General features: G+C 51.6%; 22 protein-coding genes. 9 read left to right on the top strand and 13 right to left on the bottom strand.

Annotated elements, in window-relative coordinates; genetic code table 11:
- Positions 1-69: 69 nt before the first annotated feature.
- Complete coding sequence (locus tag FT643_RS08015) at positions 70-465, bottom strand: RidA family protein (RefSeq protein WP_156870861.1); 396 nt, start codon at positions 463-465, stop codon at positions 70-72.
- Positions 466-641: 176 nt separating this feature from the next.
- On the opposite strand from FT643_RS08015, the gene FT643_RS08010 reads away from it, so the two are divergent.
- Complete coding sequence (locus FT643_RS08010) at positions 642-1,223, top strand: TetR/AcrR family transcriptional regulator (protein WP_156870860.1); 582 nt, start codon at positions 642-644, stop codon at positions 1,221-1,223.
- 453 nt (positions 1,224-1,676) lie between these two features.
- On the opposite strand, the gene FT643_RS08005 is transcribed toward FT643_RS08010, so the two are convergent.
- From FT643_RS08005 to FT643_RS07990, 4 genes are all read right to left on the bottom strand, one after another.
- Positions 1,677-1,889, bottom strand: a complete 213-nt coding sequence (locus tag FT643_RS08005; RefSeq protein ID WP_156870859.1) for a DUF6434 domain-containing protein — start codon at positions 1,887-1,889, stop codon at positions 1,677-1,679.
- Positions 1,890-2,047: 158 nt separating this feature from the next.
- The gene (locus FT643_RS08000; protein WP_156870858.1) at positions 2,048-3,022 is read right to left on the bottom strand and encodes a HEPN domain-containing protein; all 975 of its coding nucleotides are present in this window, start codon (positions 3,020-3,022) and stop codon (positions 2,048-2,050) included.
- Between the two features lie 391 nt (positions 3,023-3,413).
- Positions 3,414-4,400 carry a YecA family protein gene (locus FT643_RS07995; protein WP_156870857.1) on the bottom strand — a complete coding sequence of 329 codons (987 nt, stop codon included), beginning with the start codon at positions 4,398-4,400 and terminating at the stop codon, positions 3,414-3,416.
- A 105-nt stretch (positions 4,401-4,505) separates the two neighbouring features.
- Positions 4,506-4,997 (bottom strand): hypothetical protein, encoded by a 492-nt coding sequence (locus tag FT643_RS07990; protein WP_156870856.1) that lies wholly within the window; start codon positions 4,995-4,997, stop codon positions 4,506-4,508.
- A gap of 278 nt (positions 4,998-5,275) precedes the next feature.
- On the opposite strand from FT643_RS07990, the gene FT643_RS07985 reads away from it, so the two are divergent.
- The 4 genes from FT643_RS07985 to FT643_RS07970 are packed head-to-tail and all read left to right on the top strand — an operon-like array spanning position 5,276 to position 9,459.
- On the top strand, positions 5,276-5,974 hold the full coding sequence (locus FT643_RS07985) for a DUF3348 family protein (protein ID WP_156870855.1): 699 nt from the start codon (positions 5,276-5,278) through the stop codon (positions 5,972-5,974).
- Positions 5,974-7,977: a hypothetical protein gene (locus tag FT643_RS07980; RefSeq protein WP_156870854.1), complete on the top strand. Its 2,004-nt coding sequence runs from the start codon at positions 5,974-5,976 to the stop codon at positions 7,975-7,977. Before FT643_RS07985 ends, FT643_RS07980 begins: the two co-directional genes overlap by 1 nt.
- Positions 7,977-8,603 carry an OmpA family protein gene (locus FT643_RS07975; protein WP_156870853.1) on the top strand — a complete coding sequence of 209 codons (627 nt, stop codon included), beginning with the start codon at positions 7,977-7,979 and terminating at the stop codon, positions 8,601-8,603. The genes FT643_RS07980 and FT643_RS07975 overlap by 1 nt, the downstream gene beginning before the upstream one ends.
- 4 nt (positions 8,604-8,607) lie before the next feature.
- Entirely contained in the window at positions 8,608-9,459 is an 852-nt protein-coding gene (locus tag FT643_RS07970; protein WP_156870852.1) for a DUF2894 domain-containing protein, read from the top strand.
- Here FT643_RS07970 and FT643_RS07965 read toward each other — a convergent pair.
- Positions 9,456-10,418, bottom strand: a complete 963-nt coding sequence (locus tag FT643_RS07965; RefSeq protein ID WP_317621974.1) for an AraC family transcriptional regulator — start codon at positions 10,416-10,418, stop codon at positions 9,456-9,458. The genes FT643_RS07970 and FT643_RS07965 overlap by 4 nt on opposite strands.
- Before the next feature lie 391 nt (positions 10,419-10,809).
- On the opposite strand from FT643_RS07965, the gene FT643_RS07960 reads away from it, so the two are divergent.
- The 3 genes from FT643_RS07960 (at position 10,810) to FT643_RS07950 (ending at position 16,760) form a co-directional block, all read left to right on the top strand.
- Entirely contained in the window at positions 10,810-12,039 is a 1,230-nt protein-coding gene (locus FT643_RS07960) for an efflux RND transporter periplasmic adaptor subunit (protein WP_232339991.1), read from the top strand.
- A 115-nt stretch (positions 12,040-12,154) separates the two neighbouring features.
- The gene (locus tag FT643_RS07955) at positions 12,155-15,343 is read left to right on the top strand and encodes an efflux RND transporter permease subunit (protein WP_156870851.1); all 3,189 of its coding nucleotides are present in this window, start codon (positions 12,155-12,157) and stop codon (positions 15,341-15,343) included.
- On the top strand, positions 15,336-16,760 hold the full coding sequence (locus tag FT643_RS07950; protein WP_156870850.1) for an efflux transporter outer membrane subunit: 1,425 nt from the start codon (positions 15,336-15,338) through the stop codon (positions 16,758-16,760). The genes FT643_RS07955 and FT643_RS07950 overlap by 8 nt, the downstream gene beginning before the upstream one ends.
- A gap of 70 nt (positions 16,761-16,830) precedes the next feature.
- Here the strand turns inward: FT643_RS07950 and FT643_RS07945 are convergent, their stop codons facing one another.
- From FT643_RS07945 to FT643_RS07935, 3 genes are all read right to left on the bottom strand, one after another.
- On the bottom strand, positions 16,831-17,115 hold the full coding sequence (locus FT643_RS07945) for a CPCC family cysteine-rich protein (protein ID WP_156870849.1): 285 nt from the start codon (positions 17,113-17,115) through the stop codon (positions 16,831-16,833).
- 125 nt (positions 17,116-17,240) lie between these two features.
- A complete protein-coding gene (locus FT643_RS07940; RefSeq protein WP_156870848.1) occupies positions 17,241-18,191 on the bottom strand; it encodes an isopenicillin N synthase family dioxygenase in 951 nt (316 codons plus the stop codon).
- Between the two features lie 137 nt (positions 18,192-18,328).
- Positions 18,329-19,417, bottom strand: a complete 1,089-nt coding sequence (locus tag FT643_RS07935; RefSeq protein ID WP_156870847.1) for a BMP family ABC transporter substrate-binding protein — start codon at positions 19,415-19,417, stop codon at positions 18,329-18,331.
- Between the two features lie 275 nt (positions 19,418-19,692).
- On the opposite strand from FT643_RS07935, the gene FT643_RS07930 reads away from it, so the two are divergent.
- Positions 19,693-21,390, top strand: coding sequence for an HAD family hydrolase (locus FT643_RS07930; RefSeq protein WP_317621973.1), 1,698 nt, complete (start codon positions 19,693-19,695; stop codon positions 21,388-21,390).
- Positions 21,391-21,397: 7 nt separating this feature from the next.
- Here FT643_RS07930 and FT643_RS07925 read toward each other — a convergent pair whose 3' ends face one another.
- Genes FT643_RS07925 through FT643_RS07910 form a run of 4 tightly spaced genes read right to left on the bottom strand, consistent with a single transcriptional unit; the run spans position 21,398 to position 26,406 of the window.
- Positions 21,398-22,741, bottom strand: a complete 1,344-nt coding sequence (locus FT643_RS07925; RefSeq protein ID WP_156870846.1) for an 8-oxoguanine deaminase — start codon at positions 22,739-22,741, stop codon at positions 21,398-21,400.
- Positions 22,742-22,788: 47 nt separating this feature from the next.
- Positions 22,789-23,715, bottom strand: coding sequence for an ABC transporter permease (locus tag FT643_RS07920; protein WP_317621972.1), 927 nt, complete (start codon positions 23,713-23,715; stop codon positions 22,789-22,791).
- A gap of 13 nt (positions 23,716-23,728) precedes the next feature.
- Positions 23,729-24,817, bottom strand: a complete 1,089-nt coding sequence (locus tag FT643_RS07915; protein ID WP_156870845.1) for an ABC transporter permease — start codon at positions 24,815-24,817, stop codon at positions 23,729-23,731.
- A complete protein-coding gene (locus FT643_RS07910) occupies positions 24,811-26,406 on the bottom strand; it encodes an ABC transporter ATP-binding protein (RefSeq protein WP_156871159.1) in 1,596 nt (531 codons plus the stop codon). Before FT643_RS07910 ends, FT643_RS07915 begins: the two co-directional genes overlap by 7 nt.
- Positions 26,407-26,907 lie beyond the last annotated feature (501 nt).

Below are 26,907 nucleotides of genomic sequence, written 5' to 3'. Positions count from 1 at the left end.
TAGCATTTAGACAAATCCCTATACATTCATGATATTAAATGGTCATTGAATAAAGTGTTCTCAGATGATTTATGGAATACGAGCGACAACTTTAATTTCAAAGTCAAAGCCAGCAAGCCAATTCACGCCTAGAGCTGTCCAATTTGAGTGAGGCGTAGTACTGAAAACAGCTTGTTTGACTTCCATTATGGTTTCGAACTGATTTTCTGGGTCAGTATGAAAGGTTGTAACATCAATGATGTCGTCGAAAGTACAGCCTGCTGCTTTCAAAACATTAGTTAAATTTTCGAAGGCCAACTCCACCTGTCTTTTAAAGTCAGGCTCGGGACTTCCATCCAATCGGCTTCCTACTTGTCCTGATACAAATAAAAGATCACCAGACCTGATTGCTGCTGAATAGCCATGCTCCTGATAAAGAGCGTGGCGTTCTGATGCTGCTGGGAAAACAGCTTCACGTTGTGACATGTTTCACCTCAATAAGTACAATTCTGATTAAAGACTGTGCTTCTGCTAATGAGCGCTTTCGAAACACAACATGCTCCAGATGGAAAGTTTCATATACGGTGCGTATTCGAATATAATTCATATACGCGACGAATGTCAAATTCATATACGCTGCGTATATGAAGGAGTTTAAAGTAATGAATAAACGCTTAGAAAAAATGGCAGAAACCAAGGCAAAATTGATCACGGCTGCTAGAGCGGCATTTGCAAAAAAAGGATTCACCGCAGCTTCAATGGATGATTTGACGTCAAGCGTAGGCATGACGCGGGGTGCTCTCTATCACAACTTTGGCGACAAAGTGGGACTGCTAGCCGCTGTTGTAGATCAAATAGACTCTGAAATGGCAATAAAGGCACACGCTGAAGGAGAGAAGCACAAAGATGCATGGGAAGGTCTGTTAGCAGAAGGGGCTGCCTACATAGAAATGGCGATAGTTCCAGAGGTCCAAAGAATAGTGCTTCTAGACGGACCAGCGTTTTTAGGCGATCCGTCTCAATGGCCAAGCCAAAGTGGTTGCCTTCAGTCTACAATCAAAACTCTAGAAACGATGTTTGATAGAGGCATTTTGAAGGAAGTTGATATAGAAGCTGCTGCTAGGCTAATTAATGGTGCAGCTTTAAACGCGGCTCTGTGGGTTGCTGCCAGTGACACACCGGACGAAGTCCTTCCAAAGGCAATTGATGCATTTAGAGTTTTATCAACTGGCCTATTAAAGTAAGTATTTGACGTATCCCTATTAGACGACAATTAACCAGGCTGGTTTGCGACCAGTATCCTGGCGAGGGCATATACCCTGGTCAGTGCGCCAGCGTCGTTCACACTGTGTAAGTGGCACGTTGGAAAATCACTCATAATGATTGAAACTTCGTTTCGCGCCTAACGCCCGGCGCGGGCGTCTGGTTGGAGACGCCGGTTAGGCAACTGATCGCTCCATAACGATATTTGCTCTTGAATATATTGGGTGCTGACCTTCCGAAACGACTTGTCTGGAAGAATCTTGAATACACCAACTGGATACAATAGGCCAGTTAGAATGCCCCCCGGTATTAAACAAAGCCAAACCCATTTTTAATGCAGGTGTATTCGAACTTCGGCGCTAAAAACCCGTATCTAACGCTATCATTTATTACAGATTTGAGTGGCTCTCGGCTAATTCCATGACATCTACGATTTAAACTTTTTCACGTCGTAGCCATTCTGATGCTACATCGCCCATTGTTTTGGGCTCACCGTTCTTCACCCAATCCATAAACTTCCTATCAAACCTAAAATTTGATCCACATACCTCTTTCAAAAAACGACGAACATTTTGTGTGTTTCGATATCCCTTGTCTACTGGCGTACTTTTTGTGATTTGATCACTATGCCAATCGAAATTGTTCATTCAAAGCTCCTGACTTTATCTGAGTCATAACACCGCGAAACAACGCAGCCCATTTATGCCCTCGATCAACACCAACGGCGCCACGCTCACAAGCGTCAATTATTCTCAGCTCTTTCTCGGCATTCATTAGGAACGTTTATTTTTAGCATTTAACATTGTTAACTGATGCCAATTTCATTCTCAAACTTATATATTAATACCTTTAGAACAATCTCTTTAGCTTTGGAAAGTTGATCTGAAAGTTCCTGTTTATCGATTCGCCGCCCATGAACTAAGTCACTTCTGAAGTCGTAAACCTTAAGAGCACTTTTAGCCAAATCGGAAGCAATCTCACTTTCGTCGGTAAAAGCTATATTAAAAACGTAATTTCTTATTCTTCTTCTAATAGAATCTTCTTTTCTAAAGAGTAATTCCCTAGATAATGACTCTAAAGACAGATAATCATCACTATCTTTGCTTAATTGGTGTAGCTCGTCATCAGCTTCCTCTTTCCACTTATCGATGAGTTGTAACACATTATCAGTTCTCTTCGTCGGCGTGGCTAGGGTTTCAAGCGCCATCACGAGAGTTAAGAATTTTGCCCTTGGTGTTGCCTCCAAAAAGTGACCAGAATATAGCTCAAGCGCAGAAATAAACTTTTCGTCATTTCCTACGTTTTCTGCAGTCTTAAACTCTATTGTCTTTGCAAATAACTCCAAGAATTTTTCTGACGATTGAGATAGCGTTAAAGTAACATCGCCAGCTGTTATTTTAGTTATTTTTTTCTCTGAAAGATAAATTGCTGGTCGAGCACCATCAATGTGTGCATCGACAGGTTCTCCAAATTCCATATTGAGGCTTTTGGATAAGTTTACTCTTGCCTCTTCTGGATCTTCTTCATATTTTATGTTTTGCAGTTCGAATTCAGAAAGGACTGAAAGTCCAGTATTCAAAGTGACGTATTTAAGTCCAGAATCGATTTTTTTAAAGAAATCTTTAGCATTCTCTTCTGATTCAAAGCCTTCAATATGCAGGCAATGATATCCAGACTCTTTTTCCAATGACATTCTTAGACTTCCTACTACCAACGCTTCATCATATTGAGTTAAATCTTGCCCAGATGGCAACCGGAATGGAAATCGAATTTTGAACATTTAGGTGTGAACCTCCTGAATGCTAACAACTTAGTGAACCGAACCCTCCAATATATCCATGCCCTGTTCTACTAACCTATTTTTTAAATCAATTATCGAAAAGTATAGAATATAGAATCAACCAGAAAAAACCAAAAGTCTCGGGATATCCAGGCCTGCAAATTCAGAAACTTTCGAGATGCCCAACAACCCATTCACGAGACCTTCGGTATATCCTGGAAGCAAATGTCGGAAGCTCCTATATATCCACATTATGGTTTTTCTTCGCATAGACGCTCTCTACTGTACGCACAAAAGATGGAGAGGTTCCACTCCATCCAGCGTTGATCGAACCACTACAACGCCATCTCGTTATGATGAAACAATTGCATGATACAGGCCTGGCGGCCGGTTAGACTGAAAATGCAAAACTTTGCCTTAGCAGCGGCAGAACCGTTGCCTCGCGCAGCACTCGTACGCCACCGATATACCTCCTCGGATCGATCGTCAAAAAACCCCAAAACTGTAAAAACCGTACCACAAAGCGTGAGTCGATCATCGAATTTAATTGGTCTTGCTGCGAGAAATATTCATCGTGTGGAATTTGCTTAAGCAAATCCGGAAAGGCGGTACTTACTTCGCTATTTAATTTATCTACCGAGCAATGCGTTTGCAGCCGCCAAAGCATAAACAGCCAAAAGGGTTGCAGATCAACTTCTTCTGACCAGCCATCCAGATAACTCCATTTGTAGCGCCGAACGGCGGTTTCTAACATAGGCAAGAAGAAGTCTGCGAGACCCTGAGTTTGAGCCTTTTTTTCCACATAATAATGCCCGCCTTTCAAATATATGATCCCGGATATTTCCGCCAATATCCGGGTGTAATGCAAGGCATTAAATTGGTCTTCGTTACTCCCCCTATACTCACTAACACCGGGCACGGTCTCAAACTCAGATACGGCGAACTCAGGCAAAAGCTCGCTCGCTTGCTTAACCAGCTTTACAGGTAGGTTGCCTTTGGCTGTGGCCTTTATTGAGCCGCCTTGCTGGCCGATTTCGTCAATAATCAGAGACAGATACCGCATCACCGGACTGGCTGACAAATCGTTAGGCACCGTAATGTGTACCCCTTCTAGCTCGCTAAACGGAGCATAAAGCCAATTGGCCATTTGTGTCGGGGTTAATCCGCAAAAATCCTCATTCGCACGATTATTACGCTCATTCATTTTATGCTGAGCAACCAGATTTAACTCGTCCAGAGTAAGGTCAGGGGTCATCGCTACGGCTTGAGCGAAGTCATCGAAAATTTCAGCATGCTGCTTTGATGCAGAATCCATACAGCAGCGCTTGTACTTTTTCCCACTGCCACAGGGACAAAGCTCATTACGCCCGACTTTCATTTTACTGGCCTCCTTTTGAATCTATTAAAGTACAGCCTATCAAGGCTGCACAGCTCCGAGTTTGTGGAAATGCTTCTGGAACCCGTGTTTAAATACCCAGTTAGCTCATAAACCTAACGCTTCTGCAGATTCAATTAATCTAAAGGGTTTATGAAGCGCTTCTATGGCATCGATGGATTTACGCTGCGCGTTCGGTAGCGCATTATATTGCGCTTCCAATTTTAATAATTTGACCATTTCCATTGTAAACAATGAACTGCCATCCTCTTCGTGTTGCATCATCAGCGGCTGCAGGTCTTTAAACAATCGCGCATTGACGATCGCCTCTGCTGCTTCAGCATGGGTACACTCGACGGATGCTTTCAGGAAATGGTAGGTTAACACGTCTTTGAGCTGTTGCTCACTCAAGCCCAGCGCTTTGATCGGGCCTGGCGACAGAACCGCCGACTGATCATCGCACTGCTGTTGTTTCTCTGCAAAGGTGGCAATACTTGCCGCAAGATTGGAGCGGGCTATTTCAACGGGGTCAGTCTGCGCAGATGCCAACAGGGTGTCGGAAAGCATCGATATCACAATAAAAATGAGCGAGCGAATCATGTCAAGGTCCTTCAAAGAAAGTCAGAAAATATTGGATCAGGCGATCACGGAACGTGATGGCGCCTTACTACCTGTTGTGTAGACAGTCGAGCGTTAAAAATAAGGCGCGCACAGGGCAGCTGATCCCTCCCCTACCTCACTAAGGTAACCGTTCCTTGAATCTGACCAAAAATCAGCGATAATTCCTTTCGAAGACACTATCAATAACTACATGAATAACCGTGCAATTTCAGTGCGATTAGCGACATTTGCCGCACTTTTTCAGACTTTGGAATGATATGACCCATGGGTTACCCCAGGCCGCGCCGAATCGTTCGCGCCTGATCTCACTTTTATCTAACCTGATCGCAGCCGATATCCAGATTCCCCACCGGCAATTTGCTGAAAAATTGGCGTTGTTTATCAATCTGGCGGACTCTATTCGCCTGGCGGACGGATTGTATGAGGTCACCAAAGCCAAGCCGGAGCCCTGCATTGACTCCCCCGACGCCATCCGCGATGCGTTTCTGAGGGAACGGGCCGGGTTAGTGCGTATCATTCTGAAAACCAAAATCGACGACGTAGGGGGCGTCGATTTCAAGCCGTTGCAGAAGTTCTATCTGCTGCAGCAAAGCACCATGGAAAGTAAGATCCCACAACTGCGCTCGCGCGCTCGCAAGGCAGTTGCTGCCCAGAGCACACGACTGGCGCAGCTGGCAGAATTGGATCTGGCACTAGACAGTGCGCTGGCCGCGCAATCCCGCGTGGTGTTTGCCGCCATTCCCCGATTACTGCATAAACGTTTCATTTTTTTGCAGCAGGATGCGGCAGCACCCTGGCAAGAATCGTTCTGCCGTGAAATGCGAACCCTGCTGCTGGCAGAACTGGAAGTCCGATTACAGCCGGTGATGGGCTTAATTGAAGCTCTGGAGGAAGAACCAACTCATGAGACCAACACAACCGACCAAAATAGCCAAAACAAGGTAGATTGCATTTGATGACTAAAACCTTATCCACTATTGCCTTTTTGTTGGGCTCGCTAACTGTTCTCTGGATGGGTGCCGGCTTTATCGGCGCGAACAGCCTGGCCTTGATTGTGACCTTGATTATCGCGGTCACCTATGTGATCGGCTTTATGGAACTTCATCACTATCAGGCTGCCACCGCCACGTTGCACCAGGCCTTGACTCGGACCGCTGGAGATGAGGCAGCTTTAAATCAATGGTTGGCGAGCTTACATCCGTCTTTGCAAAACTCCGTTCGTCTGCGTATTGAAGGCGAACGGGTGGGTTTACCAACCCCGGTACTGACACCGTACCTGGTCGGCCTCTTGGTGATGCTCGGGTTGTTGGGCACCTTTGTCGGCATGGTGGACACCCTGCAGGGGGCCGTCAGCGCCTTGGAAGGCAGTACCGAATTAAGCGCGATTCGGGCGGGATTAGCCGCGCCCATTGCCGGATTAGGCTTGGCGTTTGGCACCTCGGTGGCCGGTGTTGCCGCCTCTGCTATGCTCGGCTTTGCCTCCACCCTGTGCCGTCGTGACCGTATGCTGGCGGCGCAACAGCTGGATCGCAAAGTAGCAACGGACTTTCAGTCATTCTCGTTGGCCTATCACCGCCAACAAACTTATAACGCACTGCAACAACAGGCACAGGTGCTGCCTGACGTTGCCGGTAAGCTCAACACATTAGCGCAGCAACTGGAACAGATGAGTGAGAATCTGGGCCGTCAAATGATAGCCAACCAGGAGCAACTTCACGCTTCGACCAAAACGCTTTATACGGATCTGGCGAATTCAGTGGAGCAGTCCCTGAAAGATAGCCTGGCGACCAGCGGACGTATGGCCGGTGAAAGTCTGCAACCTATCTTTCGCCAGATGATGGAATCCATTCAGCAGGACGCGCAAAGCACTCACCAGCAATTAATGGAACGTAGCGGCCAACAGATACAACAATTAAGTGAACAGGTTGCTGCCTCCAATCGTGCTGTGTCTGATGCCTGGAACACCGGCTTCGAGCAGCAGTTGGCGACGCTGAATTCAGCGCAATCCAGTTGGCAATCGTCGCAACAACAATGCGAGCAGGAGCGTCTGAAAAACTGGGATCACTGTTTTGGCCGGATCACCCAATCATTGCAATCGTCAGCGGAAGCGATCAGCCACAACGCCGAAACCGCTTCCCGCGAATTGCTAAAAGAATTGTCTCAGCTCATCACCTCTTCCGATGCACTCATTCAAAAGCGTATCGACACTGAAGCCAGCTGGCTGGAAAACAGCGACCTGCAGCTACAGGGCCTGACGTCAGCGATCAGTGAAAAATTAAATGACCTGAACGATGCCGAAGCCAAACGCGGCCAAGCAGCAGTGGAGCGATTGGCGCAATTGCAAACCACGGTAGCAGAACAGTTGGCAACATTGGGCAATGCATTGGAACAGCCCATGTCGCGATTAATAGAAAGCGCGTCGGAAGCACCCCGCGCCGCGGCCGAAGTGATTGCGCAGTTGCGTACCGAAATGATCAACAACAGCGAACGGGATAATCTGTTATTGGAAGAGCGGCAGCGTTTGATGAGCGAACTGAATCGCTTGACCGATAGCCTTCAACAGACCACAGCAGAACAACGATCTGCCATCGAAAAAATGGCCGTTGATTCCACCGGTATTTTGAATGAAGTAGGCGCGAAGTTTAATCATCACATCGAATCGGAAACCGCCAAACTGACTAAGATCGTCGACCATTTCTCCGGTAGCACAAGTGAAATGTCGAGCCTGGGCGACGCTTTCGGTGCAGCCGTAAATCTATTCAACGAATCCAATGGGCTGTTAATAGAGCATCTGAACCGGATTGAAGATTCACTGCAAAATTCCACCACCCGCAACGATGAGCAATTGGGTTATTACGTGGCGCAAGCCCGCGAAATAATCGACCACAGTCTGTTGTCGCAACAGGAAGTAATTGAACAACTGCGCCAGATGAGCAACAACAGCGAAAGGCCAAGCTAATGCAGGAATTGGACGAAGGCATTTCACAAGACCCGCCTATCTGGGCCATCTTCGGCGATTTGATGTCGGGGCTGGTGGGGGTGTTTGTATTGATACTGATTTGGGCATTGGGGTTTCAGTTGGAATTATCACAAACCCTGGACCAGGAAATTCAGAAGCGACAGGAAGCGGAGCGCAGGCGCATGGCATTGGAGCAAGCACTGGCCGATCCATTAGCCACCGGGCGCGTTACCCTGCGAGACGGGCGTATCGGGATTAGTGGCAGCGTTCTGTTCCAGATTAATTCCGCTGAGCTGCAACCGGAAGGCCAAAAGTTGTTGAAAACCCTGGTTGCACCTTTGCAGGTTTACCTTGATCAACATGATCAGATTCTGATGGTAAGCGGTTTTACCGATGACTTGCCCATTCAAAAGGGCAATCTGCATTTCAGAGACAATTGGGAATTGTCGGCACAACGGGCGCTCACCGTGACACGGGAACTGATTGACGAAGGCATGCCGGCAGAGGTGGTATTTGCGGCTGCTTTTGGTGCCCAGCAACCTGTGGTTCCAAATCAGGATAATCAAAGCCGCTCCCAAAACCGTCGTGTGGAAATGGCACCGGTTCCCAAAGCTACGGAGTTTTAAAAATATGACAGCGATTGCGCATCCGGTCAGCCAACAGGAACAGTTGAAGCAGCGACTTGCTGAATTAACATCGCAAGGTGCGCAGGGTTTCGATCCTGTGCGTTTCCGTTATATGGAAGCGTTATGGCAACGGGCCAGCCAACAGCGGGAAGGGGTTCGCCGGATATTACTGAAAAAACTTCAGGTCGCTGTGGATTCGTATACGGTCGATTACGAGCAGCTAAAACAGCAGTCAGCGCAGCCACTCCAAGCACTTGCTCAACACCCGCAAATCCGTGATTTGCAGGCACTGCACCAGCAAAGTAACTTCAAAACCGTTATACGACGGGCACAGCGTTTGGCGTCAGCCAGCAAAGAGGACGCCGGTCATTTACTAGCGCTACTAACAGAACAATTATCCAATCTCAAATTCACCCAGGAAGAGCAGCAACAAAGCTCGGCCATTGACAATCTTTTTTCGCAACAGGATCAGGAAACCGTAGCAACGTTAACCGGGCTCATCAATGAGACTGCACCTGGCACCACCCAACCGGTGAAGAGTCTTGCCGCCGGACGCCGCTTACAACTATTGACCCGAAAGCATTACGACGACACCTTGATTACTCAGGCACTTTTGCGCGCACCGGAAGATCCCGGCCCGCTCAACGCACACAAACTATTGATCAGCGCCCTTTCCACCATGCGTGACTTGTCACCGAAATACGTTAGCCGCTTCGCTATTTTAGGTGAAAGTTTATTGTGGCTGGAAGAAATGGACCGGCGTGAGCCTGCCGTGGCTAAACCGGATACAGACAAGCCCGTTGCGACAAAGAAAAAAACCGGCACCAGGAAATCCAAACCCAAATCGACCGCCTAGACCGCCCGCTCCCGATTGTCACCACGCTGGCGCACCACGTCCGATCTGGGCGACGCGCCGAACAGGCGACTGTATTCACGGCTAAAATGCGACGGACTTTCATAGCCCACGCGAAAACTGGCGGTCGCGGCTTCCAGTCCTTCCGCCATCATCAATCGTCTGGCTTCATACAGGCGCAGGCGCTTCTGGAATTGCACCGGCGACATACGCGTCACTTCCTTAAAACTGCGGAACAGGGCGGATTCACTCATATTCACCGCGTCGGCCAGGTCGCGCACCCGCAACGGCTCGGAAAAGCGATCCTTTAGCAACGCAATCACTTTCGACACCCGGCTGGCCTGGTGATCCACCAAGGCAAACTTCCGGATGCGCGGCCCTAATTCGCCCATTAATACCCGATACAAAATCTCCCGCCGTATCAGCGGGCCAATAACCGCAATGTCCTTAGGTGTGTCCAGCAACGCAACCAGCCGCGCAATGGAATCCAGTAACGCGTGATCCATATGAGCGACCTGCAAACCACAGGTCACTAATGGACAGTGTTCTTCTTCCATACTGGGTTCGTTTTGCCCGTGCATCTGCAATAACAGGTCGGCTATCTCCTGCGGGTTCAGGGCGAGCTTGATCGCCAGATAAGGCTTGTCATCCGAAGCCTGCATGACCTGACCCAACACCGGTAACGAAACGCAGGTCGCCAGATAGCTCAACTCATCGTATACAATTTCCCGATCTCCCAGCTGAATGGTTTTGCTGCCCTGGATAATAAATCCCAGGCTCGGCTCATAAATGGAGGAGGTGCAACTGCTCGGACTGTCGGTGCGAATCAAACTTACCTGGGGAATGGGTGAATCCTGCACCCCCTGTTCCGGGGTGCGGCGCAAAATATTCTGCACCAGCTTCTGATGCTGATGACGGCTGATGACGCCGTCGTGAATAACCTGGGTACTGTTGGCAGACACAGAAAATTCCTCATTGAGTAGGCAGTGGAAACGGAAAGCGGAAATAACCACGTCAATCAGTATACGCCCGCCCTTGGTGCTTCCGGTGGCGGCTTGCAAACTTTGATAGGATTAGGCAAGTATTGGGCAGGAATGGACAAATAGGCAAGCGATAACCCGATGACCGGCAAGTCTTCGACCAACAAAACTGCCTCATAATGGCCGTATATCGGACAATCTGCCCCATTATTGTCATATATAAAGCCTCCCCTCCTGCCCGCGCTTTCACCGATCCAGGCAGAAATAGGCAATCACCGGATAGCAATACGATACCGCCCACAGCCCCCACCCCCTAATATAGCGATGGTACTAATCCGCTGCATTCATAGACTTTTGATGGGGTATCAACGTCATGAACACCAAGTTTCCATACCGATTTTTTTCCGGCCAGGTGCGCCAATCCGGCCCTTTCCCTTTCAGGCTGCTGATGGCCTCCCTGTTTGTTGCTACACCGCTGCTTTTGAATGGCTGCAACCCGGCCGATCTGCAAGCAAAGGAAAACACCCTGCCGCCCCCTCCCGCTGTTGATGTAATGGAAGTCAACCAGGAGGACGTCACCCTTTGGGACTCTTTTACCGGACGCGTTGCTGCCCGTGAGAGCGTCGAATTACGCCCCCGGGTAAGCGGTTACATAGACTCAATCCATTTTGAGGAAGGCCAATTGGTTCAACAAGGCGACTTGCTATTCGTCATTGATCCTCGCCCATACCAGGCGCACCAACGCTCTGCCGAGGCGGACCTGAAACGCGCCCTCAATGTGCAACAACTGGCCCGATCCGAGGCTGAACGGGCGCAACGCCTGCTGAAAGGAAAAGCCATTTCCCGCGAGGAGTTCGACCAACGGGCGGCCAACCTGGCCAGTGCCGAAGCGAATGTTGCTTCCGCGCAAGCCAGTCTCGACAACGCCCAACTGGAACTGGCCTATACCCAGGTAAAGTCGCCTATCAATGGTCGCGTCGGCCGCGCCTATGTGACGCGTGGGAATTTAGCCAATGCCGACCAGACCTTATTGACCTCGCTGGTATCAGTGGATCCGGTCTACGTGTATTTCGAAACAGATCAGGCAACCTATTCCCGCAACCAGAACAAGGCCGGTTTCGGAACCGGTTCCATGGTCAAAGTGGGCATCAGTGGCGACACGGAATATCCATACCGTGCACAACTGGATTTTGTCGACAACCAATTGAACCGCAACACCGGCACACTGCAATACCGCGCGGTGCTCGCCAACCCCGATGGCTTTTTTAAACCGGGTCAGTTCGCTCGCGTGGAAGTGCCCGTCAGCCATCTGCAACACGCGGTGTTAGTAGACCAGAAAGCGGTGATGACGGATCAGGATCGCCGCTTTGTTTATGTGGTGGACGACGCCAATCTGACCGCGCGACGGGAAGTGAACCCCGGCCGCAAAGTTGATGGGAAACTGGTGATTCATGAAGGCTTGACGCCCGGAGAACGTATCATTGTCAACGGGTTACAGAAAGTACAAGCCTCCGGCACCCAGGTTCAGCCCCAACTGGTCAACTTGGCTTCGCCGCGGGATCAAATTGCAGCAGCGCCGATGCCGGACAGCCCAGCGCTGTAACCCGATCATTCGGTCTGCGTCGCAAAGTCCATTTAGTTAAATCCAATTCTTCAACCAAACACACTCGGTGTATCGCGGACGTCGCTCCGCGATCAGCACCCGGGGGAGCCTTGTCATGAAATTTTCCCGCTTCTTTGTGGATCGCCCTATTTTCGCATCGGTGCTGTCCATTATTATTTTCGTCATGGGGCTGATCAGCATTCCCCTATTACCTGTTAGTGAATACCCGGAAGTGGTGCCGCCCAGCGTGCAGGTTACCGCCCGCTACCCCGGTGCCAATCCGAAAACCATTTCCGAGACCGTTGCCACGCCCATAGAAGAAGCCATCAATGGGGTGGAAAACATGATTTACATGAAATCGGTGGCGGGCAGCGATGGCACGCTGGTCATGACCGTCACCTTTGAGCTGGGCACAGACCCCGACCAAGCCCAGGTACAAGTACAGAATCGGGTGACACAAGCGTTGCCGCGCCTGCCGGAGGACGTTCGCAGACAAGGTGTGACAACACAAAAGCAATCGCCCAACCTGATGATGGCGGTGCACCTGGTATCGCCGGACGATCGTTTCGATGCCACCTATATCCGTAACTACGCTGTCCTGCATATTCGTGATGAATTGGCCCGCATTCCCGGTGTCGGTGAAGCAGGCTTATTCGGTTCCGGTGACTACGCCATGCGGTTATGGGTGAACCCGCAACGGGCAGCGGCCCTGAATATCACCGCCAATGACATTGCCAATGCGGTGCGCGAGCAGAATATGCAAGTGTCCGCCGGACAACTGGGAGCCGCCCCCATGCCGCAAGGTTCGGATTTTTTAATCTCTATAAATTCTCAAGGCCGACTCGACAGCGTTGAGCAATTTGGTGAAGTGGTTCTGAAAACCGGAAACAATGGTGAAATTACCCGGTTGCGGGACGTAGCCCGCATCGAACTGGCGTCGTCCCAGGATACCCTAAGAGCCCTGCTAAACGGGCAGCAGGCCGTCGCACTACCTATTTTCCAGTCTCCCGGATCCAATGCGCTTGAAGTGTCGCAAGCCGTGCGCGACAAGATGACTGAACTGGAAGCCCGCTTTCCCGAAGGCCTGACTTGGGAAGTGGCCTACGATCCCACCGTGTTTGTCAGCACGTCCATTGAGGCAGTAATCAAAACATTACTGGAGGCTGTGCTGCTTGTGGTACTCGTCGTCATCCTGTTTTTACAAACCTGGCGTGCCTCGATCATTCCGCTACTCGCGGTTCCGGTTTCCATCGTCGGTACTTTTGCCCTGCTCAATATGCTGGGCTACTCCATTAACACGCTAACCCTGTTCGGGATGGTGTTGGCGATCGGTATCGTGGTGGATGATGCCATCGTGGTGGTGGAAAACGTGGAACGCAATATCGAACAAGGACTCACTCCGCTGGCCGCTGCGCACCAAGCCATGCGCGAAGTAAGCGGGCCGATAATTGCCATCAGTCTGGTGCTCTGTGCCGTGTTCATTCCAATGGCTTTTCTTGATGGCATCACCGGTCAGTTTTATCGGCAGTTCGCCGTCACCATTGCCATTGCCACAGTGATTTCTGCTATTAATTCTCTGACTTTGTCACCCGCGTTGGCCGCCAATATTTTGAAACCCCATGATGCGGATCCGGATCGCTTAGCCAAGTTGATCCAGGTTGTTTTCGGCTGGATTTTTCGCCCCTTCAACCGTTTTTTTAATCGCAATGCGGAACGCTACCAAGGCATGGTCGGACGTAACTTGAATCGTCGCGGCTGGGTGTTCGGTGTGTATGCTTTGCTGCTGGCAGCAACGGTACTGATGTTCAATGAGGTGCCCGGTGGTTTTATTCCTACTCAGGATAAAACCTATCTGGTGGGAAGTATCCGGTTACCGGAAGGCGCATCCCTGGAGCGAACCGAAGCGGTAGCCCGTCAAGTCAGCGAGCTGGCATTGGAAACCGAAGGGGTTTCCCACGCTGCGGCTTTTGTCGGCTTTAATGCGCTTCAGCGCACGAACACGCCGAACGTAGGTACGGTGTTTATTCTATTCGATGATTTCAGTATCCGGGATCGCAGTGCAGAGCAAATCAAAGACGAACTTAACGGCAAGCTGGCTCAGATTAAAGAGGGTTTTGCCCTAACCTTAATGCCGCCACCGATCTTCGGGCTGGGTGCCGGTTCAGGCTATAGCCTATATGTTCAGGATCGTGCTGGCGACGGCTATGGCGCACTGCAAACTGTAACCAATCAGCTGGCAGGCACGCTCAGCCAAGAACCCGGACTGAATTTTCCCATCAGCTCCTATCAGGCGAACGTTCCGCAATTGGATGCCGTCGTGGACCGCTTACAGGCGAAGGCACTGGGAGTGCGACTGGACGATGTGTTCAGTACCCTGCAACTGTATTTCGGCTCGCTCTACGTCAACGATTTTAACCTGTTTGGCCGCACTTATCGGGTAATGGCGCAAGCCGATGCACCTTTTCGCGATGAAGAAAGCGATCTGAGAAATCTTTACACCCGTAATGTCGAGGGCGACATGGTGCCACTCAGTACCGTGGTGGAACTGAAACAAAGTTTCGGACCTGATCCGGTAATCCGATACAACGGATACCCTGCGGCTGATTTGATAGGACAGTCGGATCCGGCATTGCTGTCTTCCGGTGAAACCCTGGCATCGGTAGCCGCCATCGCGCAACAGGTATTGCCTAACGGCATGAACATTCAGTGGACGGACCTCAGTTTTCAACAAATCAATCAGAGCCAAGCGGCGCTGGTGGTGTTTCCGTTAGCCCTGATGCTGGTGTTCCTGGTTTTGGCTGCCCTGTATGAAAGCTGGGTGTTGCCGCTGGCGGTGATCCTGATAGTGCCAATGTGTTTGCTGGCCGCTCTGTTCGGAGTCTGGCTCAACGGTGGCGACAACAATGTCTTTGTCCAGGTGGGGCTGGTGGTCTTGATGGGGTTGGCTTGCAAGAACGCCATCCTCATTGTGGAGTTTGCCCGTGAGCTGGAGATGGAAGGCATGGACACAGTACAGGCGGCACTGGAAGCGTGCCGATTACGGTTACGCCCCATCATCATGACCTCGGTCGCCTTTGTCGCAGGAGTCGTGCCCCTGGTTATGGCCAGCGGTGCTGGCAGCGAGGTGCGCAACGCGATGGGCGTAACGGTGTTCACCGGCATGATCGGCGTAACCCTGTTTGGACTGCTTCTGACTCCGGTGTTTTACGTGGCTTTGCGTAAACTCGCCAAGAACTCCGTGAAAACGCATCCTGAAACCAACGCCCACACCCCTGGAATAGAAACAGGAGAAGTACATGTTTAAGTTACTAAAGCCCATCTCCGGCTTAACGCTGACCGCCGTTTTGTTACAAGGGTGCATGGTGGGCCCGGATTATAAAACTCCCGATAGCCAGCCCCCTGCAACGTTTTATAACGAGCCGGAGTCACCCACTCCGGAAAAAGGCGGTAACAGTCCACAGCAAAATCTTTTCTGGCAGGGTTTTGACGATCCGGTGCTGGCGCAATTGATCACTGAAACGCTGTCGGCGAATTACGATTTACGGGCAGCACTGGCGAACTATGATCGCGCGGCGTCACTGCTACGCGGTGCCAAACGCAACCGGTTACCGAACATTGCTATAGGTGCCAATGCCGGCGAACAACATCTTGCCTTATCGGAGCGCGCTCCGCCGGCTTATGCGGAAAGAGTTGAGCAATACAATGTCGACGCCAGCCTGAGCTGGGAGCTGGATTTGTTCGGTCGCCTCCGTCGCAGCGTAGAGCAACAGCAGGGACTGCTGGATGCCACAGCCGCCGACCTCGACGCATTGCAGATCGCGTTGGTTGGCCAGATGGCAACCCAGTATTTTGAATTACGTGGTTTGCAGCAGCAAATGCAGGTAGCACAACACAATCTGGAATTGCAAAGGGAGTCTCTGGACATTGTCGATACAAGGGTTAATGCCGGTCGCGGTACTGAGTTTGACCAAGTGCGGGCGCAGGCACAATGGGAATCCACGGGTGCCTTGCTGCCTTTATTGCGTGCGGATATTGCCGCGCACATGCACCGCATTGCCGTCCTCAGCGGGCAGCTACCCGGCGAATTAAATAAACGATTGGCAACGCAAGTGAACTGGCCAACGCAGTTACCCTCTATCCCTCTGGATTCACCTGGTGACGTACTTCGGCGTCGCCCGGATATTCGTGCCGCAGAACGACGCCTCGCTGCCAACACAGCGGCCATCGGTGTCGCCACTGCCGACTGGTTTCCGCGTTTTCAACTGGGGGGACTCATCGGTTCGTTTGCACTGGATGCAGATGATCTCTTTTCCGCTTCCGCCGAACACCACGGTGGCGGCATCGGTATCCAGTGGGCGGCGTTGGATTTTGGACGTGTACAGGCACGGGTGGACAGCGCCAACGCGGAAGCGCAGGCCGCTTTGGCACAGTATCAGCAAACCCTGTTGGTCGCATTGGAAGAGACCGAAACGCAACTGGTGCGCTACCAACAGGAGCAGCAGCGAAGCCAACGGCTCAATCGGGCATCAGATGCAGCCGAGCAAGCGGCTAAACTGGCGCGATCGCGATACGAGCAGGGCTACATCGGATTCTTTGAGGTGTTAGCGGCAGAACAGGAGTTAATTCAAACCCAGGCTCAGCTGGTACAAAGCCGCACGCAACTGACGTTGGCGATGGTAAACCTGTATCGGGCTATGGCGGGTCCGCCTCAACAAAGCTAAGCCCGACACCAAAGCAATAACCCCCGTCAACCGGATAGGTAACGGGAGGTTATTGCTGCAACTGGCGTCATTAACAATAGTGGGGCTCAAAATAACGAATGATCCAGCTCTCACAGCCGGATTCACTCTTCGGCGCTGCAAAGGCACACCATTTAGAATCTTTCTTAAAATCAGTGACCATTTTATTCAGGGCAATAAAACGATGCTGTGCTTCCCGTAGGCTGATTAAATTCCGGCCCGCATTGTCGTCAGGATCCATTGCCTGGTACGGGTCGCTTTTCCAGTTGCAGAGCGCACATTGCTCTGCACTCTCTTCAACCGCTTTATATCCACAACAAGGGCAAGTAAATTTCATGGCTCAACTCCTATATCTCTTTATTTTGCCAAGTTGTGTTATTAGACGGTTTATCTCCCCAAAAGATCACGTAAATATTCACATTTGAACATTGACCTGTTTCATAATATTTCGTTTACATTCACTTACGTTTCCTTTTGACGGAATCCATAGGTCGCATCCAACCGGTCTGCCAAATATTCTGCGCAGCTAACCGGTTGATATTTAGGGACTTGTTCAGGAAATAGTTGCCGCGGGTCAACCACGGCTGCCGGATCGACCTCCAGAAAGAACGCGATCGAAAATCGCTCCCGAAGTGGCGGCCTCACCCGATGAGGCGTTGAAACATAGGTGTCGTTGGTCCATCGCATCAAACAATCGCCGATGTTGCACACGAACGCACCCGCTACATGGGGCGCCTCTATCCACCGTCCGTCGCGGTCTGATACCTGCAAACCGGCCACGCCATCAGTGGCCAGCAGGGTGATGTTGCCGTAATCCGTATGGGTTCCGGCGCCGCCATCTTCGCGATTTAGGTCGCCACTGGCAGCCGGGTATCTGAGCATGCGCAAAGTGGCAATCGGCATGCGCAGATGTTCGCTAAAGAACGTTTCAGGCAATCCCAGATCCAGACTCAACCCGCGATGAAGCAAGCGCCCCAGATCAAGGCAGGCATCAAAATAGGTCACCACGTTTCGTCTCCAGCCTGCCAGATCGGGCCAGAAGTTCACCCCACGAAATGCCTTTTCGGCCAACACTTCGGGGTGGTCTGGCGGCAGATCAACGCCGATATTGAACGCCTCCTTCATATCTGCACCGGCATCGGGATTTAGGCGTTCGTCAGCCATGGCGATGTAACCGCGATTATGTTGGGAACGTTGGATAGACAGCGCCTGTTTGTCTTGCAGCGGTGAAGCAAAAAAACGCTTTGCTTCACCGAAGGTGGTGTCGATCAACGTTTGCGGAATGCCATGGTCGACGACATAAAAGAACCCCACGTTACGGCAGGCATGACCTAATTCGTCCGCCACCTGCTGTCGTTCTGCCGCGTCGGAACTCCTCAATTTCGCGACCGAAATAATGGGTAGGCTATCCAATCCGATTCTCCTTTGGCCGTAGCGGTGCATTGGTATTCTTTACCGTAGAGATGACAACAATGATCAAGGCAAAAAACCGCATAGGTTATCTCAATGTGCATCCAGAACCCGTTTTACGCTTGACGCTGTGCGCCGCTTTATTTCGGAATCGTGCCGTCGACGCCTTCAATGTAATAGTTCATCGCCGCCAGTTCCTCATGTGACATTTCCTTGCCGTCGGGCACGGTGATTTTTCCGCTTTGGTCTTTAATCGGCCCGGTAAAAGGGTTAAATGAGCCATCGATAATGGACGCAATGATTTCCTTAGCATGTGCTGCCACCGCTTCGGGTACGGCTGGCCCGAAATCCGGCACCTGGATCATGTCTTCTTTCATGCCACCCCAGAAGTCCCGGGATTTAAACTGACCGTCCATCACATCCTGCACGGTGTGAATGGTAAACCACGACCAATCATCCACGACCGACATCAAATGCGCCTTGGGACCGAAGCTGGACATATCCGAAGCTTGCCCCACGGCGTACTTACCCCGACGCTCGGCGGCCTGCATTGCCGCTGGACTGTCGGTATGCTGCAGAATGACATCGACCCCCTGGTCCATCATGGCATTGGCTGCATCCGCTTCTTTACCCGGATCAAACCAGGTGTTGACCCACACCACTTTCAACTCTGCTTCCGGGTTGTATTTATTCAGCGCCAATTGCACCGCGTTAATATCGCGGATGACTTCCGGAATCGGGAACGAGGCAATATAGCCTATCTTATTACTTTTCGTGACTTTCGCCGCCACATAGCCCGCCACATAACGACCCTCATAGGTTTTGGAGACATAGGTGCCCAGATTTTTGGTGCGCTTGTATCCGGTCGCGTGCAGGAAGGTCACTTTGGGAAATTGCTTCGCTACCTTGGCGGTCGGATTCATAAAACCGAATGAAGTGGTGAAGATGACTTTGTTCCCCATTTTGGCCAGATTGCGAATGACCCGCTCGGCGTCGGCGCCTTCCGGAACATTTTCAACATAAGTGGTTTTCACTTTGTCACCAAAATGCTTTTCCAGCGCCAGCCGGCTTTGATCATGCTGATAGCTCCAGCCGTGATCCCCGATTGGGCCTACATAAACAAATCCTACTTTGAACGGTGCTTCGGCCTGGACGGCGGTCGCGGTTAACAACATTCCCAAGGCGGCGGCCAAACCCGCCACCCAGGCTTTAATCCCCGAATTTCTCATGCAATGCTCCAATGGTATAAATGATAATGTTGGCGGCGTACAACGCCTGTGCGGCTTTGCTTGCGGTACCCGGCCCAAAACCTGTCCAATTAGACAGGTTTGTTATTAGCAATAATCTGACCAAATAGACAAGCCATTGAAAACCCAGCATTATCTCTATAATCATCAGGACAGCGCCGACGCTGCGCAGCACAAACCGGGCACATCATGCGCTAATGCAGTGCAATCGGTTTTGACGATGCTCAACAAAACACAAACACCAGGAGTTGAACCCGGTGAAAAACGTTCCTTTGCTCCCCACCCCAAAAACCATTTTGTTCGACTGGCACGGCACCCTGGTGGACACCCAGGACGCCATGATCACCGCCTTAACGGATACACTACAGAAAATTGAAGAGTTGGGACTGGTGGAACGGCTGCTGCCGGAATCGGAATGCAAAACCAAAGACGATATAAAACTGGTTCGCTATATCCGTCTGTTTCGCAAGCTACACCCGAAAATATTGCTGGAACGCCGCGTTAGCCGCACTGAAATATTCAATGCGATTTTCGGTGATGATGAAGAAGCCAAAGCGCTCGCACACCGCGCTTACAATAAAAATTACCGCACTTATTTCGGCAAGGTAAAACCATTTCAGGAAGGTGTTCGGGAGTATCTGTTTGCCCTGAAGCGGCTGGGCCTCACCATCGGCGTAGCAACCAATCGCAGCCGGGAATTTTTCGATCATGAAGTACGAACGGTAGACGATGGCTCCTGGCCGCGGTTGATTGACATCACCACCTGTGCCGATGAAGTCACCCTGTATAAACCCGATCCTCAAATCATTCGTTATACGTTGGCACAAATAGATACCTATCCGCGGCCCGAGACCTGGTATGTGGGCGACAGCTATCAGGACATGGTGACCGCGCGCAATGCGGATGTCACCGCCATTTTTTATAACGGTGGCTGCTGGGATCAGGATTACCTGCAAGAATTATTCTCTGCCAATCCGAAAGCCCGGCCCGATGCCATCATCAACAGCCTGGACGAATTAATGGATTTGTTGCAGGAAGTGCAGGAAAATGCCCCTACTGCGTTTCCAAAAATTGTCGAAAAAGCACGCCCGCCCTATTTCCCGCCGCCACAACCTCCATTGCAACACATTGAACCCGATTGGCATCCATCGGTTGCCAGCTTAACGTTGCCCGACTTAATTCTGTTTGACTGGCATGCCACCTTGGTCGACACACTGGACGCGATGTATCACGCGGTGGACGATATGCTGCCGGAATTGAAGAAAACCGGGTTGCTGGAACAACTGGTGGATTCCAAACTGAGTAAATCACCGGATGACGCCAAGTTGGTTGAGTACGTTAAAAACTACGCGCAACTGCACCCGAAAATAAAAGCAGACCGCAAAATCTCGCGCACGGATATTTTCGAGGTGTTGTTCGGTGAGAATCTCGAAGCCAAAAAAGTCGCGCACTCGATTTTCAATCTGCATTATCGCAATCACTTTGGTACCGTGTTGCCGTTTGAAGCAGGGGTGCGCCAAGTATTATTGGGCTTACGCGCCATCGGCCTTAAAGTGGGCATGATTACCAATCGCGATCGTGAGTTTTTCGAGCACGAAGTCAAAGCCGTTGAAGCCGGCACCTGGGCCAATCTGTTCGATGTGATGGTGTGCGGAGACGACACCCCCAATCGCAAGCCCCATCCGGACCAACTGATTAAAGCCGCTGCTGAAATGGGGTTTCAACCGGGAAAAAATGTCTGGTACGTGGGGGATAGTACGACCGACGTCATTGCCGCCAAAACCGGACTCTTCACCAGTGTATTTTTCAACGGCGCGCAATGGGATCAGACCTGGCTGCATAAAATATTTCCCGGCAACCAACGTTTCCCCCATCAACCGGATGTCGTGGTCAATGATTTCTCTGAATTCTGGGCCCTGACGCTGGCCTGCCTGCGCAGGGGATTAAAGCACTAAAGCCGGATCAGCGGTCGGCCAAAGTGCGCGCGGCCTGCCAATGATCGGCCATCAGTTTATGCCGGTCCAGACCCGGAATTTCTCCGTCAATCACGGTCCACTCGCCACCCACCATCACCCGATCCGCTTTCTGGGCACCACATAACAGCAGTGCCGCCAGGGGTTCGTGGCTACCGGAAAACCGCAGCTCATCCATTTTGAATAGCGCCAGATCAGCCTGTAATCCGGCCGCGATACGACCGGTATCACTGCGCCCCAATACGGCGGCTCCGCCCTGGGTGGCCCACCGCCAGGCATCCAAATGACTGACCGCAGCGGCCCCATAACGCAACCGCTGTAACATCATGGCCTGACGTACTTCACCCACCATATTGGAACCATCATTCGAGGCCGATCCATCCACACCCAAACCCACCGGACAACCGGCCGCTTCCAATTCACAGGCACGACAAATACCCGATGCCAACACCATATTGGAACAGGGGCAGTGGCACACGCCCACTTTGGCAGCCCCCAGCCGGGCGATTTCCTCGTCATTAAAGTGAATGCCATGGGCTAACCAGGTGCCCGGACGCAGCCAATTGACCGAATCCAGATAATCCACCGTACGCAGGCCGAATTGCTGCAGGCAGAATGCTTCTTCGTCCAGGGTTTCCGCCAGATGGGTGTGCAGCCCCACTTGATATTGGGCCGCCAGATCAGCGCTGGCGCGCATGATTTCGGTGGTCACAGAAAACGGAGAACAAGGCGCTAAGGCCATCTGCACCATCGCGCCGTCACCGGTTTGATGATGAGTCCGGATTAATCGCTCACTGTCATCCAAAATGGTTTGTTCCGTTTGTACCACTGTTTGCGGCGGCAAGCCGCCGTCCTTTTCGCCCAGGCTCATGGAGCCACGGGTAAGCACCACCCGGATACCGAGTTTCTGCGCCGCCGCCACCTGCAGATCAATGGCGCTTTCCAGGCCCTGCGGAAATAAATAGTGGTGATCGGCAGCCAGTGTACATCCGGACAGCATCAACTCTGCCAGCGCCAACTCACTGGAAAGGGAAATCATCGACGGAGTCAGACCAGCCCAAACCGGATATAAGTTTTTCAACCAGGAAAACAATTCCTGGTTGAGCGCCGCCGGTAGTGCCCGTGTCAGGGTTTGATAGAAATGATGATGGCAATTAACCAGACCCGGCACCACCACGTGTTCACGGGCGTCAAAGGTGACGTCACAGGGCTGCGCGGGTGGCTTATCGTGGGTCAGCAATTCGCTGATACACCCCCCTTCGACGACCAGACCGGTGACACCGTCTTCATCGCAAAGCAGGTCCAGGGGTTGCTTAATCCAAAGTCGTGTCATCGGTCACGGCCCTATCGGTAAAGCGGTAATTAAAACGTCAGGAAAGCCTAACCGGTTTTATAAAACGGTTGCCCTAACGACACCGGCGCGTATAAGCGATTGCGGGCGGCATTACTGGAAAGCATTACCAGCACCACAATGGTCGCGACGTACGGCAGCATGGCTAACAGATTAGGGGATACTGAAATGCCCACCCCTTGCGCAACCAGGTGCAGAATGCTCGCCAAGCCAAACAAATACGCACCCAAGATAACCCGACCGATGCGCCAACTGGCGAACACCACCAACGCCAACGCAATCCAACCGCGACCGGCACTCATATTTTCTGCCCATAACGGAGTGTAAGCCAACGACAAATAGCCTCCGGCCAGACCCGCCATTGCGCCACCAAAAGCCACCGCTAAAAAACGCGTGCGCAGCACCGGCAATCCGATTGCATTGGCAGAATCCGGACTCTCGCCTACGGCTTTCACAATTAACCCGGCGCGGGAACCGCTGAAAAACCACATCAAAAAAGCCGTCAGAAAAAATGAGCCGTAAACAATCAGATCCTGCTGGAAAAAAGCTTTGCCGATCACCGGAATCTCATTTAGCAGAGGAATAGCAAAGGGTTCCAGTCCAACAACGGGCTTACCCACGTATCCGGCACCAATGAAGGCAGATAGCCCGGTTCCGAAAATAGTCAGTGCTAATCCGGTGGCGTACTGATTTGAGTTCAATTTCAGCGTCAGCAATCCAAACAGCATCGACATAACAATGCCCGCCAGAATGGCACACACAAAACCCAAAAATAAACTACCTGTAGTCAGAGTGACAATAAAGCCCATGACCGCTCCCACCAACATCATGCCTTCCTGGCCCAGGTTCAGCACGCCACTTTTTTCTGCAACCGTTTCGCCCAGCGCCACCAGCAACAATGGCGTGCCTGTGCGCACCGCCGCCTGCATAACATTATTTATCAGATCCAGATCCACGCGATTCCCCTTTTCAATCTGAAGCAGTAGCCAGGTTGCCCACGTTTGGTGATACCCAGCGTAAGCGGTATTGAATCAACATATCGCAGGCCAGCAGATAAAACAGCAACATACCCTGAAACATTCCGGTCAACGCCAAAGGCAGATTCAATTCGATCTGCACCATCTCTCCGCCCATATAAAGCAATGCCATCAACACGCTGGCCAACACCACGCCGATCGGATGCAGTCGCCCCAGAAACGCGACAATAATTGCAGCATAACCATAGCCGGGAGAGATTTGCGGAACCAGTTGGCCGATCGGTCCGGCTACTTCACCCACTCCGGCAAGCCCGGCCAGGCCACCACTTAGCAGCAATGCGAACCAGACCAGGCGTTTTTGCTTGTAACCCGCCATACGGGCAGCACGCTCATCATTTCCCAGCACTTGAATCTGGTACCCCATAAAACTTTTACTGAGCAACACCCACACACCGGCACTGGAAATCAACGCGAGTATTATTCCAAGATGGACTCGGGTTTCTTCCCACAAAATAGGCAACCGCGCTGCATCCGCGAACATCGCCGATTCGGGAAAGTTAAAACCGTGGGGATCTTTAAGCGGCCCGTGCACTGCGTATTGCAGTAAGTTGAACGCAATGTAATTGAGCATGATGGTGGTCAGAATTTCATTGGTGTTGAATTGGGTTTTCAACAGAGCGGCAATGCCCGCCCACAATAAACCGGCGGCCATTCCACAAATCAAAACCATGGGCAGCAATAGTACACTGTCGCTATCGGTAAACTGCACCGCCAATGCACTGCCCGCCAAGCCTCCCATTAACAGCTGCCCTTCGGCGCCAATATTCCATACATTGGCACGATAGGCCACCGACAGTCCCAGCGCACACAGCAAAATCGGACCGGCTTTCACACACAGTTCGGCGATCCCATAACTGTCGGCAACCGGCGTGATCAAAAATGTTTTCAGCGCATACAGCGGCGGTTGCCCCAGCACCGAAAACACGATAGCACCGCTGATTAATGTCAGCACGCCAGCCAGCAACGGCGACACGTACGGCATCCAGGCCGAGGAGGATTGACGTCTTTCCATCTTCAACATACTCGATTCTCCGCTTGCACATCTGCCTTGCCCTGGGCATGAATCGGGGTCACTGCTGCCCGCTTTGTACTGAGGCTGTCGTCCTGCTCGTCAAAATCGCCGGCCATCCAGCGTCCCACTTGCTCAATGGACGTTTCCGCGGTTGCTTTTAATGCAGAAAGCTCGCCATCGCAGAGTGCGCAGATGCGATCCGAAATCAGAAATAATTCATCAATGTCTTCCGATACCACCAGAATGGCCGCGCCGTTGTCCCGCAGACCGATGATCGCCTCATGAATTGCCACAGCCGCCCCGATGTCGACCCCCCAAGTGGGGTGCGATGCGATCAGCAATTTGGGATTTTGCAGAATTTCACGGCCGATAATGAATTTCTGCAAATTGCCGCCAGATAAGCTGCGTGCCTCACTGTGTGTACCCGCCGCTTTCACTTTAAAGCGATCAATGATTTGCTTTGCGAAGGCATCCACTTTGGCGCCAACCACCATTCCGTTTCGCACCAGGCCAGTCAGGAAACCCGTGAGCAACGCATTGTCGTGCAAACTCATATTGGGCACCGCTCCCCGCCCCAACCGCTCCTCCGGCACAAAGGCCACCCCCAGTCGGCGCCGGTCTGCCGGCCCCATGCTGCCGATCGCAACACCTTGCAACTGGATTGCGCCAGCTTCCTTCACCGGCTCTTCGCCACTGAGCGCCGCCAGTAATTCTTCCTGGCCGTTACCGGCAACACCGGCCACCCCGACGATTTCACCGCTGCGCACCTGCAGGTTGATATTGTTGAGCCGGGTGCCGAACGGGTCATGGGTCCCTTTACTTAATTGCATTACCTCTAAAAAGGCTTCGCCCCCTTCCGCCTTGGCGTATTCTGTTGAAATCGGGGTATCGTCCCCCACCATCAAACGCGCCATGGAGGCCGGTGTTTCCTCCGCCGGTTTGCAGTTACCGGATACCTTGCCCCCCCTCAACACCGTGGCGTTATCGCACAGCGCTTTCACTTCATTCAGCTTGTGACTGATAAACAGAATACTGCAGCCTTCCCTGGCCAACTGTCGTAGCGTGATAAATAAGGTGTCCACTTCTTGTGGCGTTAACACCGAGGTCGGTTCGTCCAGAATCAGCAACTTTATCTCCTGCACCAGACAGCGCACTATTTCCACCCGCTGACGTTCACCAATGGACAGGGTATGCACCAGCCTATCGGGATTCAATGCCATGCCGTATTTGCTGGAAACGTCCGTGATGCGTTCGCCCAGTGATTTCATTTCCCGTGCCGGAGTGCCCAAAGCCAGCGCAATGTTTTCCGTCACGGTCAGGGTTTCGAACAACGAAAAATGCTGAAACACCATGCCAATACCCAGGCTGCGTGCATGACTGGGATCGGCGATGGTCAGCTGCCGGCCTCTCCAATAAAGCGTACCGATATCCGGTTTCACTAAGCCATAGATCACTTTCATCAGGGTGCTTTTACCGGCCCCGTTTTCTCCCAACAACGCATGTATTTCACCCGGTTCTATATCCAGACTGATATGGTCGTTGGCCAGGCAGCCCGGGTATTGTTTGGTGATATTGCGCAACGCCAAGCGCGAAGGCATCGGCAACTCGTTGGCCCCGGCTGGCACCGGCAAATCATCGTTGTATGCATCTGAAGTCATAGCAATACCGTCAAAATAAACCCGTCTGTGTGAAGTTTTACCTAAATGTCGAAGCCAAAATGAGATTTCATCTCCACCTGAAGTCGCCCCCAAGCGGCCAAACAATCCTGACGAGTTGGTCAGGTCTTTCTTGACTCCAGGGACTGCGTTGGCAAACAATATGCAATAACCTGTCCAGTTGGACAGGTTTTATTTTGGCTGTGCTATGGTGACCAAGACGCGTAAGCAATTCGATCACCCCCATACTGAAAAGAAATAATTCCTGTATTTTCAAGGCTTTGTAAAGGTCGAAGTCGACAGGGAAAAACGGACCATTCCACAGGGCAGTCGCCATTTAAGGCAGGAGCGGGATGATGTTGAAAGAAACCGCGCCGCGGTTCACGCCACAGGCAATCGGGTTGGGGGCGCTATCATTGAGCGAAGCATTCACGGAGCGCACTA

This window comes from Ketobacter sp. MCCC 1A13808, from assembly GCF_009746715.1.
Taxonomy (GTDB): domain Bacteria; phylum Pseudomonadota; class Gammaproteobacteria; order Pseudomonadales; family Ketobacteraceae; genus Ketobacter.
Note: the sequence above shows the minus strand (reverse complement) of the source record. Positions and strands in the feature narration are given on the sequence as shown.